Source organism: Streptomyces sp. NPDC030820 (assembly GCF_055572075.1).
Window position 1 is genome coordinate 71,797 of sequence record NZ_JBVIEB010000025.1, and the last position, 17,026, is coordinate 88,822.

The 17,026-nt window shown below is 69.3% G+C and carries 14 protein-coding genes; 9 read left to right on the forward strand and 5 right to left on the reverse strand.

Going from position 1 to position 17,026, the window contains the following annotated elements:
- Window positions 1–119: 119 nt before the first annotated feature.
- The gene (locus ACZ418_RS40800; protein ID WP_468373381.1) at window positions 120–527 is read right to left on the reverse strand and encodes a hypothetical protein; all 408 of its coding nucleotides are present in this window, start codon (window positions 525–527) and stop codon (window positions 120–122) included.
- A 321-nt stretch (window positions 528–848) separates the two neighbouring features.
- Window positions 849–1,253 (reverse strand): hypothetical protein, encoded by a 405-nt coding sequence (locus ACZ418_RS40805; protein WP_468373382.1) that lies wholly within the window; start codon window positions 1,251–1,253, stop codon window positions 849–851.
- A gap of 651 nt (window positions 1,254–1,904) precedes the next feature.
- Between ACZ418_RS40805 and ACZ418_RS40810 the strand changes: the two genes are divergently transcribed.
- The 4 genes from ACZ418_RS40810 to ACZ418_RS40825 all read left to right on the forward strand — a co-directional run bounded on the left by ACZ418_RS40810 (window position 1,905) and on the right by ACZ418_RS40825 (window position 6,655).
- Window positions 1,905–3,086 (forward strand): AAA family ATPase, encoded by a 1,182-nt coding sequence (locus tag ACZ418_RS40810; protein WP_468373385.1) that lies wholly within the window; start codon window positions 1,905–1,907, stop codon window positions 3,084–3,086.
- Window positions 3,087–3,199: 113 nt separating this feature from the next.
- Window positions 3,200–4,792 carry a transposase gene (locus ACZ418_RS40815; protein WP_468373421.1) on the forward strand — a complete coding sequence of 531 codons (1,593 nt, stop codon included), beginning with the start codon at window positions 3,200–3,202 and terminating at the stop codon, window positions 4,790–4,792.
- A complete protein-coding gene (locus tag ACZ418_RS40820) occupies window positions 4,789–5,532 on the forward strand; it encodes an AAA family ATPase (protein WP_468373388.1) in 744 nt (247 codons plus the stop codon). Before ACZ418_RS40815 ends, ACZ418_RS40820 begins: the two co-directional genes overlap by 4 nt.
- A gap of 13 nt (window positions 5,533–5,545) precedes the next feature.
- Window positions 5,546–6,655, forward strand: coding sequence for a hypothetical protein (locus tag ACZ418_RS40825; protein WP_468373390.1), 1,110 nt, complete (start codon window positions 5,546–5,548; stop codon window positions 6,653–6,655).
- Between the two features lie 19 nt (window positions 6,656–6,674).
- On the opposite strand, the gene tpg (ACZ418_RS40830) is transcribed toward ACZ418_RS40825, so the two are convergent.
- Window positions 6,675–7,229 carry a telomere-protecting terminal protein Tpg gene (gene tpg / locus ACZ418_RS40830; RefSeq protein WP_468373392.1) on the reverse strand — a complete coding sequence of 185 codons (555 nt, stop codon included), beginning with the start codon at window positions 7,227–7,229 and terminating at the stop codon, window positions 6,675–6,677.
- Window positions 7,230–7,502: 273 nt separating this feature from the next.
- On the opposite strand from tpg (ACZ418_RS40830), the gene ACZ418_RS40835 reads away from it, so the two are divergent.
- The 5 genes from ACZ418_RS40835 (at window position 7,503) to ACZ418_RS40855 (ending at window position 12,551) form a co-directional block, all read left to right on the forward strand.
- Entirely contained in the window at window positions 7,503–7,859 is a 357-nt protein-coding gene (locus ACZ418_RS40835) for a hypothetical protein (protein ID WP_468373395.1), read from the forward strand.
- A 145-nt stretch (window positions 7,860–8,004) separates the two neighbouring features.
- Window positions 8,005–10,215 carry a telomere-associated protein Tap gene (tap, locus tag ACZ418_RS40840; RefSeq protein ID WP_468373397.1) on the forward strand — a complete coding sequence of 737 codons (2,211 nt, stop codon included), beginning with the start codon at window positions 8,005–8,007 and terminating at the stop codon, window positions 10,213–10,215.
- A gap of 10 nt (window positions 10,216–10,225) precedes the next feature.
- On the forward strand, window positions 10,226–10,783 hold the full coding sequence (gene tpg, locus ACZ418_RS40845) for a telomere-protecting terminal protein Tpg (protein ID WP_468373399.1): 558 nt from the start codon (window positions 10,226–10,228) through the stop codon (window positions 10,781–10,783).
- 597 nt (window positions 10,784–11,380) lie between these two features.
- The gene (locus tag ACZ418_RS40850; protein ID WP_468373402.1) at window positions 11,381–12,181 is read left to right on the forward strand and encodes a hypothetical protein; all 801 of its coding nucleotides are present in this window, start codon (window positions 11,381–11,383) and stop codon (window positions 12,179–12,181) included.
- 142 nt (window positions 12,182–12,323) lie between these two features.
- Entirely contained in the window at window positions 12,324–12,551 is a 228-nt protein-coding gene (locus ACZ418_RS40855; RefSeq protein WP_468373404.1) for a hypothetical protein, read from the forward strand.
- Window positions 12,552–12,719: 168 nt separating this feature from the next.
- On the opposite strand, the gene ACZ418_RS40860 is transcribed toward ACZ418_RS40855, so the two are convergent.
- Window positions 12,720–15,392 carry a helicase associated domain-containing protein gene (locus ACZ418_RS40860; RefSeq protein ID WP_468373407.1) on the reverse strand — a complete coding sequence of 891 codons (2,673 nt, stop codon included), beginning with the start codon at window positions 15,390–15,392 and terminating at the stop codon, window positions 12,720–12,722.
- Entirely contained in the window at window positions 15,389–16,675 is a 1,287-nt protein-coding gene (locus ACZ418_RS40865; protein WP_468373409.1) for a hypothetical protein, read from the reverse strand. Before ACZ418_RS40865 ends, ACZ418_RS40860 begins: the two co-directional genes overlap by 4 nt.
- Between the last annotated feature and the right edge of the window lie 351 nt (window positions 16,676–17,026).

The window sequence follows — 17,026 nt, forward strand, 5'->3', positions numbered from 1 at the left end:
CCCCAGGCTCCCAACGGGGGAAAAAGAAGAAAGAATCGGGAGGGGGGAAACTTTCGAGGGAAGGGGAAGGGGTTCGGGGGGGGGGGGGTGGTGAACCCTTTCCCCCCCCGCCACCCACACTACGCCCACAGTTGGATCACGAAGCTCTCGAAGTACCGGTACGCTTCCAGCTCTTCATCGGGGTTCTCCTGCTGCGGCCCCACCCACACGTGCACCTGATAGGGGCCGGCATGGGCGAGTTCATACTCGTCTGACTGCGGTTCTTGCATCAGGCTGACAAGCTGGAATCGCTCGGACTCGAAGAAGACGGTGCTCGCTTCCCCCAAGCTTTTGAATTCTTGTCCGGCTGGTACATCAGGCGGTGAGTCCCACAGCTCCACCCTCACCTCGGCCCTCTGGTCTTCCAGGTCGGACGCAACCACCACGGAGCCTTCATGGGCCAGGAACGCCGAGTTGTCCGGAATCTCTGCGAACGTCTCTTCTCTCTCCGGGTCGGTGTCAACCAAGGCGAACAGGTGACGTTCCACTCGCACAACCGCCGAAAAGGAACCCAGTAGCCCCACTTTGCCCTCCCGCAGCTGAGTGCCACACCAGTATGCCAAGAAGCATGCTCGCAGCCGCCAGTAGGCCGGTGGCCAACCAGCCGCGATTGGACTTCAACGGCCCTCGGCCACCGCACCCTCCCCCCACCACATGCGGCAGCGCACCTGGCAACGCGACTGCCAACGAGGGTGCCGTATTCGCGTAGTGGCTTCGCGACTCCCACCTGCCCGTACCGGCCGTCGTGTTGTTCAACGCCAGCGTCGCCTGGCACAGGCGACTCATCCGAGACGAGCAGGCGATGCCGGTTAGTCCAGTGGGGAGGGGGCAGCGATGCCCAAGACCTTCCAGGCCTGCGTTACGGTGTCGCGTTCTACCCGCAAACCTCCCCGGCGGAGTGCGTCGGCCAGCCAGTGCTCCAGGGCGTGGGCGGCGCCGCAGAGGTGATCCGCGCGACTGTCGCTGCCCTTTGCTTCTGCGGCGTCGAACAGTTTGTCGCTGACGTTCCAGCAGAAGGTCACGTGGTCGGCCGGCTCTCCCGGCTTCCACACCTCTTCACGCGCGAGCGCCACCCCCGGCATGCCGTGGCGTTCAGCCACCGGCAGGTGCAGCAGGGCACAGACCAGCCTGATCCGCTCCACAAGTTCGGTCGGCAGGTACATCTCTTCGGGCGTGTAGCCCGGCCAGTCGTCGGCATCGGTGTCATCAGCCACGGCCTACACCCTCCCCGACCAGACCGCCGTCGCGCTACGGCATCACTGCGGTTCTCATGGCGGCCGGTAACGGATGAGTCGGATCCACACGCGAGGAGGGAGTGCCGCGGCGCGTCGCAGCATCCCGCCTCACCAATGGTTTGGGCATTCTCAGCGAGGGGCGACTCACTACGACAAGCGGGGTTACGTCTTCCTCGGGACCGTCACCGCTGCAGCCCTCGTCATCTGGCTCCGCAGCCCGTAGCCGATCCGTGCCTCAGGGGAAGACCAGAGGGCCGATCTCCTGCTGCGCGAGGTCGATCAGGAGGCTCAGCCCCTGGCTTTGCAGATGATGGGCGAGAAGGCATACCTCCTGGACTCATGAAGTCCCTGCGATCTCTCGGCTTGGGGTCAGTAATGGTGAGAGTCGGTGGTGCTGGTCTGGTGGTGTGCTGTGTCGGCGCTGGTCAGTGGGGTGTTGGGGCGGGGTCGACACTGTCATGAGGTGAGAGGTTGGGGGTGGGTGTTGCTGTCGTGGGGCTTTATCTCATGGCAGCTGATGCTGTCTCAGTTTCGTGAGTTCTGATGCGATGAGGTGGGTGGGGCCGGTGTGATCGTGGGGTGGATCAGGGTGGAGGAGCCGGCCGGGGGGCTGGGCTGCCGAGGGCGTTGGTGGTGCGTCGTTTGCTGGAGCGGCAGCAGGCGGGGGAGTTGTCGACGCGGCATGTGCGTGCGGTCGCTGAGGTGGTGGGTGCTTCGGAGCGTACGGTGTGGCGCTGGCTGGAGCAGGCGAAGGCGACGGGGCGTGTGGAGGCGCCGGTCCGGCAGGGGTACGCGGTGTCGGACGAGGTGTGGGAGCTGTTGGGTGAGGCGGGGGGCAATGTCTCGGAGTTGAGGCGTCGGCTGGTGGCTGCCGGCGGTGAGGTGCCCATTCCGTCGATGTCGACGTTGAGCCGGGTGATCCGCAGGGACCGTCGGGCGGGGCGGGCTTTGCTGACCGGGCGGGAGCCTGAGGTTGCCGAGTCGCGCCGGTCGGATCCCCTCAGCGAGCTGGGCCTGGACGTGGTGGCCGAGAAGGGTGGCGGTGGGCAGGTGTTTCTGCGGGAGCAGAAGCATCTGGCGCAGGTCCCGGTCCTGGTGCCGGGTGCTCAGGTGGTGCACACGCCTGCTGTGCGGTCGGTGCTGCGGACGGTCGCGCACGCGGCCGGGGTGGGGGCGGTGGTGTGTTTGTACGGCGACGCCGGTCAGGGCAAGACCGTCGCGTTGCAGTACGCCCTGTCCCAGCTGCCGCACCCGGCCAGGATCCGCCGGGTCCACGTCGGTGTGCACCCGACGGTTCCCGAACTGCGCCGGGTACTCGCGGATGCCCTCGAACTGGGCAGGCGTCTGCCGCGCGGGGCGGGGGAGGCCGACTTGATGCTGGTGAACGCGCTCCGACAGCCCCGCGTGCTGGTACTGGACGAGGCGCAGCGCCTTCCGGGACCGGCGCTGGAGTTTCTGCGGGGGCTGTGGGACCACCCGGACACGGACACGGCACTCGTGCTCGCGGGGGCGGGCAGCGAACGGGCGCTGCGCCGGGTGCCTGCGCTGGCCTCTCGGGTGTTGACCTGGGAGTTGGTGCCGCGTCTTCGTCCGGGTGAGGTGGCAGCGGCGATGGCGGCCTTCCACCCGCTGTGGGAGGAGGTGGCCGAGGATGATGTCGTGTGGGTGGACGAGCATGTGGGCCACGGCAATTTCCGGACCTGGGCGAAGCTCACCTCGCACCTGACCGCCGAGATCTACGGCAAGAGCCGTGCGGTAGTGGACCGCCGGATGCTGGAGCGGGCCTGCGCACGGCTCATGGGGCCGCTGTGACCGGCGCTTCCGGGCCGGGAGAGGGCGCTTCCCGCTCCGGTGTGCACGAGGACGGTCCCAACGGGCGGGGAGGTCTGCCCCCTTCCTCCCTGTCGGCGCTGCGAGGTCCTGCCGTGCGCCGGCTGCTCGCCCTGCGGCAGGAACAGAAATTGACGTCCCGTCATGTACGGCTGGTGGCGGAGTCGTTGGAGGTGACGGAGCGCACGGTGTGGCGGTGGCTTGCCGCTGCCGAGCGTGACGTGTCCGCGGCCGCGGAGCCTGGGGCACGGGCCCAGAGCAGGGACCGCTTCACCGTCTCCTCGGAGGTGCGCCGCCTGCTGGCCTTGTGGAAGGGCAACGTCGCGGCGGTCCATCGTGAGCTGACCGCTCGCGCGGTCAAGGGTGAGGGAGAGGCGCCTCCGTCGATTCCGACGCTGCACCGTGCGATCCAGCGGGACCTGACGCCGGGGGAGCGGGCCGGACTTGCGAAAGGCGAGCGGGCGGCACGCAAACACGATGTGTTCCTGGCCAGGTCGCGGGGTTGGCGCAACCAGGCATGGGAGAGCGACCACATGCAGGCCCCGGTGCTGGTCGACGTCGATGGCAAGGCCCGCAGACCGTGGATCACCTGGTTCACCGACTGCGCGACGAACGCGATCACCGGCGTCGCCGTCACGCCGGTGCATCCGTCGCGGGAGTCGGTGCTGTCGGCACTGCGCTCCGCGGTCCTGCGCGAGGATCCCTACGGCCCCTTCGGCGGTCTGCCCGAGAAGGTGCGTGTCGACCGCGGCAAGGACTTCCTGTCCAGGACGGTGACCGCCGCGTTCGATCTCCTGGACGTGACGGTGGAGGACCTGCCCGCCTACACCCCTCACCTCAAGGGCACCGTGGAGGGGCTGAACCGGGCGGTGGAGAGCATGTTCCTGGCCGCGCTGCCTGGCTACGCCCGCCAGCCGCGTCCCGGCAAACGGGCTTCCCGCCCGAAGGACGAAGTGCTGCTCGGCTTCGAGGACTTCACCGCCCGGCTGCTGGATTGGACGCTGTGGTGGAACACCGAGCACCACCCCGCGCCCTTGCGGGGCAAGACCCCGCTTCAGGCGTGGCAGGACGATCCCACCCCGCTGCGGGACGTGCCCGCGACGGATCTGTGGACGTTCACCCTGGAGGACGCCGGCACCCGCACGCTCACCACCCGCGGCATCCGTTTCAGGAAACGCGACTACGTGGGCCCGTGGATGGCCGGCCAGGCCGGGATCCAGGTCCGCGTCCGTTTCATGCCCCACCACGACCACCGCATCGAGGTCTACCACGCGGCCACCGGCCGCTACCTGGGTCCTGCGGACCTGGCCGACCAGGCCACCGACGAACAGATCAGCGCCGTACGAAGAGCGCGGGCCGCTCGCTCCCGCCGTCTGAAGAAGGACCTGGAGGCTTCCCAGCGCGAGCGCTACGCCACCGTGAACCAGCCCGAGGCGCCCCGGCGGCTTGGCGCGCTGACCACCGCGCAGGCCGAGGCCGAACTCGCCCAGACCGTCGACACCGACCTCGCGCAGCTCGCGCTGCCGGACCTCATCCCGCCCGCCGCACCCCCGGCCGACTGGCGCACCCCGCCCTCCCTCGCCACCCGGACCACGCCCGGCCGGCCTGCTCCCGTCCCGTCCGAACCTGCCTCCGACGGCCCACTCGAACCCACTGCACAGACCGCTGAAGACGGAGACGCCTCGTGACCGCGGCCACCTACCAGTACGTTGACCTGCCCGATGCGTCCGTGGTCACCACCCGCGCTCTGCTCACTGCCCGCGAGAACATCGCCGACACCGTCGCCGCCCGCGCCATGATGTGCATCCACGGCGGCGCTGGCTTCGGCAAGACGCTCGCCGTCAACATCTGTCTGCGCGGGCTCGAACCGCACGAGGACGTCCGCAAGATCACTTTTCGTGCCCGTCCCACCGCCCGTGCGGTGCGCTACGAGCTGTTCACCGCGCTCGACTTGGCCGGTGAACCGCCGCGCCATCCAAGTGAATTCGACCGCCTGCTGAAGACCGCCCTGGCTGAACGCCCCCGCACTTTCCTCGTGGATGAGGCCCAGTGGCTCAACGGGGAGGCATTCGAGTACTTCCGCTATCTGTGGGACGAACCGGCCACCCAGCTGGCGATCATCTTCGTCGGCGGGGAGGGCTGCCACACCGTGCTGCGCCGCGAGCCGATGCTGTCCTCCCGCATCTTCATCTGGCAGCACTTCACCCGCCTCACCCCCAGCGAGGTCCTGGAGGCCATCCCGCTGTTTCATCCGGTCTGGGCCGACGCCGACCCCGACGACATCACGTTCGCCGACCAGCACGCCGCGCATGGCAACTTCCGTGCCTGGGCGCAGTTGACCGCACACACTCGCACCGCCCTGGCCCGCACCGAGCGCCCCCGTGTGGATCAGGAGCTGCTGCGCTGGGCCTTCAGCCGCCTCGCCTGACCACCACGTCGCCATGCCGCTCGCCGTGCCACCGTCCGTAGCCGTGGTCCTCGACCCGGGCGATGACGCGGTTCACACGCACAGCGCCCTGGCCGCCCACCATCCGCCGTCCGGCCGGATCACCCTGCACCCCGGCCCGGGCACCACCAGCGAAACCGGCCTCGCCCACGACCTTCTGGCCGCCCTGGGTAAACCGCCCCTGCTCCCGGGCCGTTTCCCCGCCGGCCGTCAGCCGGCCTGGGAAGCCGCCACCGCCTGGATCAACGCCCTGCCCGTGAACCGGCTGACCGTCCTGCGCGCCCACCGCCTCACCGCCCGCCGCACGATGCGCCTCCTGGAACTGCGCGCCCTGACCGGCATCCACCTGACCCTGGTCTGCCACCGCCCTCACCTGCCCGCCGCCCTGCAACAGGCCCTGCAGACGGCCGATTACGCCATCACCGCCGACTTCCAGGCCGCCCGCCGCCACTACTACGGCCCACATGCCACCGAACCCCCGCCTGCGGACGAGCCCGCCCAGCCGACAGATCAGTGGCTCACCCTGCCCGCGCTGGACCGCCTCGTCTCCTACGACAGTCCCGCCCCCTGTACCGCCCCGTGTGTACCGCCGCCGATCACCTTCCGGCACCGCCCGCCACCGACACCCCTCACCGAGCAGGCAGTCCAGGAAGTCGCCCAGCGCCTCTCCACCGTGACCGCCCACCCCCGCTTGGCCGCCGCCCTCGCCGCCGCCCTCTTTACCGGCGCCTCCTTCCAGCAGCTCGCCACCGCCCGCCCCGGCGACTACGACGCCGCCGCGGCCACCCTGGCCCTGCATGACCGCGCCCGCTACACCGACGGCTGCGCCTCGCACCGGGTGCCGCTGTGGGCACGCGTCTTCCTGAAGGCCGCCGTGTCCTTCGCCCGGCTCGCGCCCGGCCAGGACCAGCATCTGCTGGCCGGCCCCCACGACCGCACCCACCTGCTGCACATGGCGGAGGCGGCCAGGCTCCGCCCGCCGCAGCCGCCTGTCGATCAGCGCACCGGTTCTGTCGGCCGCATCCAGTGGGACTGGCGCGAACGACAGGAAGCACAGTGCTACGACACGATGCTGACACGGCACCAGATCCCGCCCTCGCTCTGAGCTCGAACCCGCGTGCACGTCAGTCGATGGAGAAATCGGCGAACTCCACGTCGGTGAAGGCGATCCCGAGCCCATGGGCACGCAAGCCTCCGTCCCGGAAGTAGGCATGCCCCAAAGCACGGGCGAGGATCACCATCTGCTGCTGCTCACCCCCGCCGGCGTCCCGGGCGGCGAACAGCTCGCGGGCCACTTCTCCCGACAGGTACTGGGTGATCAGCCGTACCCGCGGATCGTCCGACGAGCCTGCCGGAGCGGCGAAACCGAACCGCGCCCTGGTGTGGAAGACAAACCCGTCGGCCTCGGCCCGGGCCCGTCGGCGGGCGCGCACCAGGGGCTGCCACCGTGCCCTGACGACCTCATCGATCAACCCCGCATGCACAGCACTTGGACGGCGACGCATTCCCGGCCGGGTCGTGACCCACCTCTGTACCGTGCGCTGGGAGATCCCCAGGAGGACAGCCACGTTCTTCGTGGAGCCCTTCTGCGCCCTGAGCAGGAAACGCACAGCGGCGTCACCAGTAGGCACCGGACGGCTCAGCAGCGCTCGCTCAAGCCCTTTGACGATCTCCCCCATGTCCTTCCCCCGAGCCGTTCTGCCGCCGCACAGCGGCCGTCTGCTCCCTCAGGTCTTTCACACTCGCCCGTTGTCTTTGGCCAGTTCCGGCGTACGCGAGACATCCTTGCGGGTCCTCGGCTACTGACCCTGCTGCCCTATCTCGAGCCTGAGTTCGTCTCACTGAACCTGATCGCCGCTCCGTAGGGTTCGCCCGGCACCCAGCCGGTCGAGCAGCGTCCGTCTTTAAGAAAACCTAGCTAACTTCTACTAGGTTTCTATAGTCTTCTCCTCGTGAACTCCTACAGCGATGACCTTGCCAGCGTCGAGCGTGAACTCCGTGAAGCCGAACTCGAGCGTGACCGACTCGGCGCTCATATCGAGGGACTCAAAGCCAAGCGGGACGCCTTCAAGAAGCTGAGTGCAGCGGTGTCCGGGCCGGGGTCGGCGGTCCAGGACCTCACCAAGGCGGATGCCATCGTCAAGATCCTCAGGGCGTCGCCTCAGCCCATGTCTCTCGGTGATATTGCGGATGCTTTGACCGCCGCGGGCAAGCAAGCCAACCGCAACGGCGTCTCCGTCTACATAGACGGTCTGCTTAAGGCTGGCCGCGTCGTCCGTGTTGCCCGGAACCAGTACCGCGACGCCTGACAACTTCACTGGGGTGCGCCCATAGTTCGGTGAGATGGGGCACCTGCGACAGCCCGGGCGACGCAATCGTTTCTTACGCTATCCGTACGCGTTTGGTACGCGAAATGTGCGCTTCACGCTAGGGTTGCGGGAGTGGAGGTGCTGCATGTCCGAGCTGTTCAACGCGGTCGATGCGCTCATTGCGTCCCGCTCCCCGTTGCCGCCCCCGGCGGAGCGCAAGCGGCTGCGCCAGGCGCACGGGCTGACGCTGGACGAGGTGGCTGCCGCATTGCAGGTGCGGCGTGCGACGCTCAGCGGCTGGGAGGCCGGCAAGACCGAGCCGCGGCCGCCGGAGCGCGACGCATACGCGCGCATGCTCAAGCAGCTCGCCCAGCTCTACCCTGCCAACGCTCCGGTGCCCTGTGAGGACACGGCGGTCCCCGAGACTCCTGCCGTTGCGGCCGCTCCTGCGCCATCGGCAGTTGAACCGGCCCAAGCCCGCACCACACCCACAGTCCCGGCTGCGGAGCCCGCGAACACGCGCCCCGCTGCCCCTGTACCGCGCCCGGCGGTCACGACCAGGCCGACGTCGCGGCGCCCGGCCGCGAAGAAGGCCGCCACCGCAGGCACCCCGGGGGGCGGCGCCGATCCGCGTTTCGAGAACGGTCCGCTTGCGGTCGTCGACGTTGCCGACGGCCAGGTGCTGGCGTACTGCGTCGGCGGCCTGGTCCTGGACGTACCGGCGAAGTCGATCCCGGCCCTGGTGGAGTGGACTCTGCGCGAAGGGCGGCTCGGCCAGCCGAAGTTGTCCGGGCCGGGCAAGGACGCCGACCCGCTGATCGTGCTGACCGAGGTGGCGTGCGAGTACTACGGCCTGCCCGTGACGCTCACACAACAGGAGCGCCTGGCCGGGCGGCTGCCGGAGGGCCACAAGGTCATCAAGCAGCTGACGCGCGCCCACTGGCAGCTGACGAAGCGCGGGTTCGGGCCGTGGGCGAGGATCTACCGCCCCGCACAGGGCGCGGAGCGATCCTGCGTGCAGTTGTGCATCCCGTCGTGGGACGCGCTCGACACCCGGCACTGGGCCGACGCGGGGCAACTGCCGGCGGCGGACCTGGCCCGGCTGCTGGGCACGTATGCGGCCCGCGTGATGACGCCGCGCGGATCGACCGCCGTGACCGGTCTGGAACTGATGACTGCGCTGCACCCGCCGACCCGCGCCTCGGAACCGGACGCGACGGGCAGGCGGCACTCCGAGCACAACCCCGGCTCGCTGGGCAAGGATCCGGTGGACTGCGCGCCGTGCGAGGCACCCGACGGGCACCCGGTCCTGGCGGACCTGCCGCGCTTCCACCACCGCACCCCGGCCGAGGTCCTGGTGGAGGAGGCGTACGACTGGGCGCGCCCGCTCACCGACGCCGAATGCCTTCGCCCTCACCTGGTGGGCATCGACGTGAACATGGCCTTCGCCGCCGGCGCGAACGGCCTCACGGTCGGCCTGGGCGCGCCGACGCACGTCAAGAACCCCGTCTTCGACGCGAAACTGCCCGGTTCCTGGCTGGTCGACCTCTCCCATGTCGACCTGTCCCGCGTGAAGGTGGCCAAGGACAAGTGGGCGGAGCTGGATGGCGCGCTGCTGCCGAGCCCGTTCACACCGAAAGGCGAGAGCCCGACGGGCCCGGCCTGGTACGCCACGCCGACCGTGGCGTACGCGGTGGAGCTCGGCTACGACGTCACGCCGATCGAGGCGTACGTCCGTCACGACAACGGCCGCTACCTGGACGCCTGGTACAACCGGCTGCGCGATGCCTACATCGCCACGATGGCCGACCTCGGCGTGCACGCAGACCTGCCGCCGGAAGAGTTCCTGAAGGCGATGGACGGCTACCGGCAGCGTGACCCGCAGCTGGCGATCGTGGTGTCCGCGATCAAGGCGACCGTGAAGGGCGGCATCGGCAAGCTGCGCGAGCGCCCGCGCGGGGAGGGCTGGAAGCCCGGGCAGCCGTGGCGGGCCATCGCCCGGCCCACCTGGCGCCCGGACATCCGCGCCGCCGTCATCTCCCGGACCCGGATCAACATGCACCGCAAGATCGTCAAGCACGCCGCCTTCACCGGGCAGTACCCGGTGGCCGTCCTCTCGGACTGCGCCGTCTACGCCTCCGACGGGCCGTCGCCGCTGGATTTCCTGCCCTACCGGGACGGCAAGCCGCTGCCCGGCGGCTTCAAACTCGGAGTGAACCCGGGCCTGGTGAAGTGGGAGGGCACCCAGAGCGTGCTGTGGGGCGAGGGTGTCCGCGAGCAGTTCAACACCCCGGAACTCAACCTCGCCCGGTACATCAAGGACGGCACCGTCACCGACCAGGACACCGGGGAGTAGGTAGAGCGCGATGAGCATGTTCGGCGACGGCCTGGACGCCGCGGTGCACAAGGCGTTCACCCGCCCGGCGCCCAAGAGCGCGCCCGCGCAGATGCGGTACCTGGTCAAGCAGCTCAAGGGCACCAAAGCGGTCGCCCAGATGCTGCGGATCTCGCAGCGCACGGTCGAGCGGTACGTGAAAGACCAGATCAAGAAGCCCCGCCCGGACCTCGCCGCCCGCCTGGAAGGCGAGGTGAAGAAGCGGTGGCAGCCGCAGATCCGCGCCAGGGCGCGACAGAAGGCGGCGACCACCGGCGGCATCGTCATCGACACCCGAGCCCGGATCGGCTACACCGCGCCGATCGGGACGACGGACGAGGACCGCCTCCGGCACTTGACCGTGGCGCTGCCGCCGCAGTACGCCGCCCGCCTCTTCGACGCCCAGGAGCAGGGCGCCAGCGACCAGCAGCTCCAGCAGATCGCCGCCGAAGCACTCAAGGAGGTGTACTTCCAGGACATGGGTCGGCGCGCCGGCCAGCTGGAGGAGGTCCGCTTCACCGATATCGAGCACCTCGAGTTCGACCTGTAGATCCTGAACCGTCGCGAGCCCCGTCGACTGTTCGTCTGCGCGCCCGTCAACTCCGGCGCCCGGAACTCTTCGGTGGCCTCGCCGATGTAGTTCCAGGCCTGTTCCGTCCATCCGTACGTGAGCCCCTCCCGCCCCACAGGCCTGGCCGAGGTGCGCATAGAACGACTGCTGGCCAAGGAGTCGCTGTACGGCTCGCTGGGCGCCTCCGATCAGGAAACGGCCTCCTCTTTGGAGCAGTGCCTGAAAGGCTCTCAAAAGACCGTCTGCGGCCCCGTGCTGTCGGCGTTGGCGGAACGGGGCCAGGGGTGCGAAGCGGGGTCGGCGGCCGGAAGAGCGAGGTGGTCGGTCGGGTCCGCCGTCGTGCTGGGACGGCGGCGGCCGGGCATGCGGATTGAGGAGCTGAGGCGTACCCCATCCTAAACAGTAGTTATCCCAGTTGACCTTTCACCTGGGTCTCTCACCTGGATCTGTCACATGGCCCTTTCAGCGGCTCTCACATACACCCGCTGGGACGTCCATGATCAGCCGCTGATGCATCAGACATCGGTAGGCTGGATCGTTTGGGATCAGTGGGCCCAGCTGGCTACCTTCTGGTGCATGAAGACGACGACGCCCGCCAAGCGGGACATGCAGGAGACGACCGCGACTGGGCGGGACACTCGTACGGCGGTCCTCACCCGTTCGATCCGGGTCAACGTGCCCCTGCGTAAGACCTTCGTCCAGGCGAACAAGGGGGCCGCCAGCCGCCATGGGCCCCTGAAGGACTTCGTGACCGGCAGGGACCTGCGAGGCCTCAAGGCCTACCTGATCATCGTGGCCGCGTGCAGCAACGGGGATAACGGCTGGTCGACCACGCACGACAGCGCGGTGTGGGCGCGGCTGATGGACATCCACGAGACCGCGACCGACCAGTCCGCCCGTACCGGTGCGTGGCGGGCTCTGCGCCGGCTGCAGGCGCGGAAGCTGATCGAGTGCAGCCGCAGCGGAACCATGATCACGGTCACTCTCCTGCGCGAGGACGGCAGCGGGAAGTCCTACGACCGCCCCGTGGGCGACACGGAGGAGAACCGTTTCCTGCAGATCCCAACCACGTTCTGGACGCTGGGCCGTGACGAGGTCCTGGATCTGCCGGCCCTGGCCCTGTTCTTGGTTGTCGCCCGCGAGAAGAACTGGTCGACCTTCCCTGCGGAGAAAGCCCCCGAGTGGTACGGCTGGTCCCCCGACACTCACGAACGCGGGCTGAAGAAGCTCGTCGCCCTTGGGCTCGTCGAGCGACGCGAGCACCGCACCAAGGCCCCGCTCTCCCCGCTCGGCTTCACCATGGTCCACCAGTACCAACGCACCGCCATCACACGGCCGCGCAAGCCCAGGAAGACGGCCGCAGCTGCTGGGCGGTGATCCCGGCCGACTTGCGGGCCGCAACCCCGCCATCTCGCACTCTGCTGTCCGTCTGGCACCCCGCGACGCACGGGGTGTGGGCGCCTCGTGCTCCGCGTTCCGCCTGCGGACCGTCCGCAGGCATCCCAGGGAGGAAACCCTCATGTCCAGCGGTACCAACCAGTCCCAGCAGCCGTCGGCCACGCAGCCCTCGAGCATGGACCCCGTGCTGCTTCTGGTGCTGGGGATCGTCTTCGTCCTGGTCCTGGCCGCCACGCTCTACCTGTGCCTCGTCCACCCCTCGTTGACCGGGCCGATCGGGGCGGTGGGCGGGGTGGCCTCGGCGCTGATTGCCGCGTTCGCCGTGGCATTCGCCCTGCGCCGGAGCTGACGACCGGCGGGCTGGGCGGCTGCGATTGTCAACAGGAGACCCTTCCGGGCCTCGGCCAGCGGCAACCATGGGCTGATGGCACGAGGCCCACTCCAAGACGCTTGTCCTGGGGCCTGGCCGTGTACTTCGGTGACCATCCGATTCACCGCCCGGCTGGCTAGCGAAGCATCAGGCCCATTGCATGCCGAGTTCTCGTAGTGCGTCCAGCTGTTCAGGGGTGAGCTTGTCGCGACGCATCTTGGTGTTGGAGACCCATACGCCCAGCTTCACGATCACCGCTTCACTCTCGCCGTCGGCCACGATTTCTTCGCTGTGGCCGCGCGGCACCGGCCGGTCCACGCCCTCTCGCTCCACCCACTGTGCGAGGGCCGCAAGGCCGCGCTGGAACGGCTGCTGCGCCTTGTTCGGGCCCTTCGTCGCACGCGTGGCCGCCGCAGCGGGAGACAGAGCCTCAGCGGGCGTGATGCCCAGCCGGGACAGCCGCTCCTGTTGCTCGGTCGACAGCTGCGCCCAGGTGCCCGGCTGCTTCTGCCGCTGGAGCCACCGTCCGATGTCGTCGCCGTCCATGAGCACCCCGGGTGCGATGTCGGGCAGATGGCCGTCGGCGTCGACGAGGTCGGCGAGGACGCGGTAGTGGCGTTGCCAGTCCAGGGGCCACGGGCAGTCCCAGTCCGGGTCGATCGCGGTGAGCTGCGCCGCACGCTGCTCCGCCCGCTTCGGGTCCTTGCCTAGGCCGTTCTTCGCGCCCTTGCGCCGCAGGTTGGCCATGTGCTGCCCGACGGGCACCATTGCCTCGCCTTCGCCCCAGACCGCGTCCTGCCGGGGAGCGAGGTGTCCCGTGGCCCGCCGGTAGGACCGCAGCGCGGCGAGCTTGGTCTCCCAGGCTTCCTCGCCCGGTTCCCAGACCATCCCGGCCCCGGGCGCGTCCAGCAGTTCCATGCGGTGGGGATCGAGTTCACCGGCGCGCAGCGCCTTCCGCTGCTGGTGCACCCACCGCCCCAGCGGAAACGCCTTCGTCACGCCCACCTCGACCTCAACGTCGTAGGGCACGGCGTAGAGGCCGGTGATCTTGTTCTCCTCCCGCCAGCGGAGCAGGGCTTGGTAGCCCTCCAGCCACACCAGGGACTCCGGCCGGTACACCCTCGTGCGCAGGAACGCCGCGATGGTGGCTGCGTCCCGGGGAGAGGAGAAGTGCAGCAGCGCCGACTCGACCGCACCGTCGGTGTCGTCGTGCTCCTGGTCCTCGCCCACCTCGCCGTCGGCCCCGACGATTCGCCCGTCTTCGTCACGCCGGAGGTGCACCTTGCGCTGCCCGTGGGTGAGGGCGCGGGAGGCAAGCTGCTCGACCAGGCGCTCATCGTGGGAGCGCAGGCCCTGGAGCACCGCTACGAGGGGGCGGAAGCTGGCGGAGGCGACCATGTCGGTCGGGTCCTCGCCGGGCTGGAGGAAGACGGGCACGATGATGCGGGCGACCTTGGTGGTGCCGTCGCGGTTGGGCCGGAGCGCCCGGCCGATGTTCTGCACGATCTCGACCTGGGAGCCGCGGGTGTCGGCGAAGCAGATCGCCTCCACGCCCCGCTCGCCGGTGATGTCCACGCCTTCCCCGAGCACGCGCACGGACGCCAGGAACGCGCGGTGGACCCGCCGGCCCGAGGCGTTGATGCCGTTGGCGAACTGGCGCAGCACTTCGCGCCGCTCGGATACGAGGTGGTCGCCGCACAGCCACGCCGACCACACGCGGTCCGGGAGTACGTGGCGGCCGGCCTCCAGCTCGTAGAACTCGGCGTCGATCGACGACTTCGGGAGCCGGCCCGCGGCCGCCAGGTCGTCGTCCGAGGCGTCGTTGACGTACAGCTCGGCTGCCGTCTCCGGCAGCTTTTCCGCAAAGGCGGCGGCTTCCTCGACCTTCTGGTGGAAGGTCATGACCGTACGCAGGTTGTACGCCGCCGCGTGCTCCAGGAGGGCGGTCTGCAGCAGGGCCAGGCGCCGGCCCCGCTGCGCCTCCTCCGACTCCCCGAGCACGGGCGAGGGGTCGCGGATCTCCAGGACGTCGATCTCGAACGGGGCGAGGATCTCCCGCTCGATCGCCTCAGAGAGCCCGAGTTCGGCCAGCCATGACCCGTACGTGCCGTCCGGGTCGTCGGCCATGCTCGCGACCTCCAACTCCTGGCCGTCCTTCCCGCGCTGCGGCCGGGGCGAGGCCAGGATGCGCGGGGTCGCGGTGAGGTACAGCCGGAAGTCGGCCGGGACGCGGGCGTTGTCGTGGATCGCCGCCCACGGACGGCCAAGATCACCGGCGGTGCCGTGCGCTTCGTCCACGATCGCCAGGTCGAAGCCGTCCATCCGCTGTCCGTACAGGCGCTCTCCGCCCGCCAGAGCGGCCTCCAGCGGCCCGCGAGTGCGTCCCTGACCCATCGGGTCATCGAAGTCCTCGCGGTCCACGAGAGAGGCGTACGTGGCGAACACGATGACCGGCCCGCGGGCAGCCCACAGGGCGAGCTGGATCGGGTTGGTGGTGGTGCGCACGCCCAGCTCGTTCAGCACCAGGTCGTTCTCCAGCGAGCACACCGCGACCATGGGGGAGCGGTGACCCACGGCCTGCCAGGCCTGGGCGGTCTGCACGAGCAGGTCCAGGGTGGGCACGGTCACGAGGATCCGGCCCTCGGGGAAGCACTCCAGTGCGCTCGCGGCGGCCATGATCGTTTTTCCAGAGCCGGTCGCTGACACGATCGTGCCACGGGCACCCTGAGGGGGCACAGATGACCTTGCAGGGAATCCGACCCACCTACGAAAGGCCGACTTCTGGTCGATCTGGTGTTTCTTGAGCGGAATCCTGCTCATCGACCATCCTTTTCTCCCGTGTCGTACAGCCAGCTGTCGTGAAGCCTTTCCAGTGCGGTTTCATCCTGGCCGTGCTTCGCCCAGATCCCTTCGAGCCAGAGCGGGGTCGTCTCGATCCTCTCGCACAGTGCAAAGCAGCCGGGCAGGTCGATCAGCACGAGCTCGTCCGCGAGCATGCCGCCGGGCCCGTAGCGATGCCACAGCCGCTCCAGCCGCGCCCGGTGCTCGTGCAGGTACGCGTCCAGTGCCTGCGGGTAGGTCTCCGGCTCCGCCAGGTGCACGGTCCGCAGGGCGATGTCCACGAGCTCCCGGGCCGACTCCTGGTCCCACTGCTTGGAACTGGTGCCGGTCACGGCGGCATAGTGCTGCTCGCACACGGCGAGGACGCGCTCGATGAGCTCCGCCGGCGCCTCACTCTCCTGGCCACGAAGGGAAGGCCGGCCGACACCCCTGTGCAGATCGGGCAGGGCGCGCAGTTCGCCGGTGCGGGCGCTTGCCTCCACCAGGTCCAGGCCGTGGTCGGCGAGGTGAGCCAGGAGCAGGCGGGACAGCACCTCCCCGTCCCTGGCGTACGACTGAGCGTGCTCCTCTCCGCTGTCGGGGGAGACGATGGCGCGCGTGAAGACGGTATCGAAGAAGAACTCGGACAGGGCGCCGACCAGCTCCGTGCGCGCAGACGCTGGCTGGTCGTCCAGCGCGGCAACAGCGGCTTCCATGACTGCAGTGAGGAACCGCCCGCGGGCGCCCTGCAGTTGACGTGCCTCGCTCTGCGGGCTTTCCTCGACGGCCTCCACGACGCGGTACAGGCCCTGGTCCCCGTACAGGCCACCCGGCTTCTCTTTCGCCCGGCGCACCTTTGCCACGGCCTCCTCAACGGACCGCGCGTAGGTGTAGTTCGTCACCACCGAGGCTCCGGGGTGCGCCGGGTCGGTCCGCTGCGCCACGATCCGATAGCGGATCAGCCCGGACTCAGACTCCACCGCCCCACCGCTTGCACCTTCCTGACGGTCCCGCAGCGCCTGGCGCCAGCGGTCCGCCTGCGCGTCGCGCTCGGGGGAGTAGGCGTCCCACGCCGTGCCGCCCATCAAGTCCCAGATGCGCCTCAGCTCGTTCCGCCGAACAGCAGCCAGCCGCTCCTCTGCGTTCAGCGGCCTTGGCTGGTCCTCGCGGCTTTCCAGGCCACCCGCACCCACCAGCCGCTCGTGGATCTGCTCCGCCGTCAATCCGGTAACCTCACGCTGGATTTCCTCCCGCACCTTGAGGCGCATTTCGACGCTCAACAAATTCAAGTCGTCCCCTCCTTCACGACCCCGCCCATGCGGTTGGGAGGTGTCCCGTGTTTTCGCCAACGGTACATGCTGCATAAATCTGATGCAGCATGTACACTGGAACCCGACACGAACGAGCGCCCCCCCACCCCTCGTAGCCAGCCCGGCCCGCGCCAGCGGGCCCCAACGGTTCTGGAGGCGCAGCCGGAAGGACCGTCAGGCGGGGGAGCGCAGCGGACCCGCCCAGGAGTGCGGAGCACTCCCCAACTCCCTTACAGCTGGCGCCACTAGCCGCACCTGACACCCCGCCAGCCGCCCGGCCGCGCACCGCGCGGCCCCGAACGGCACAGCGGCCAGGGACCCTGG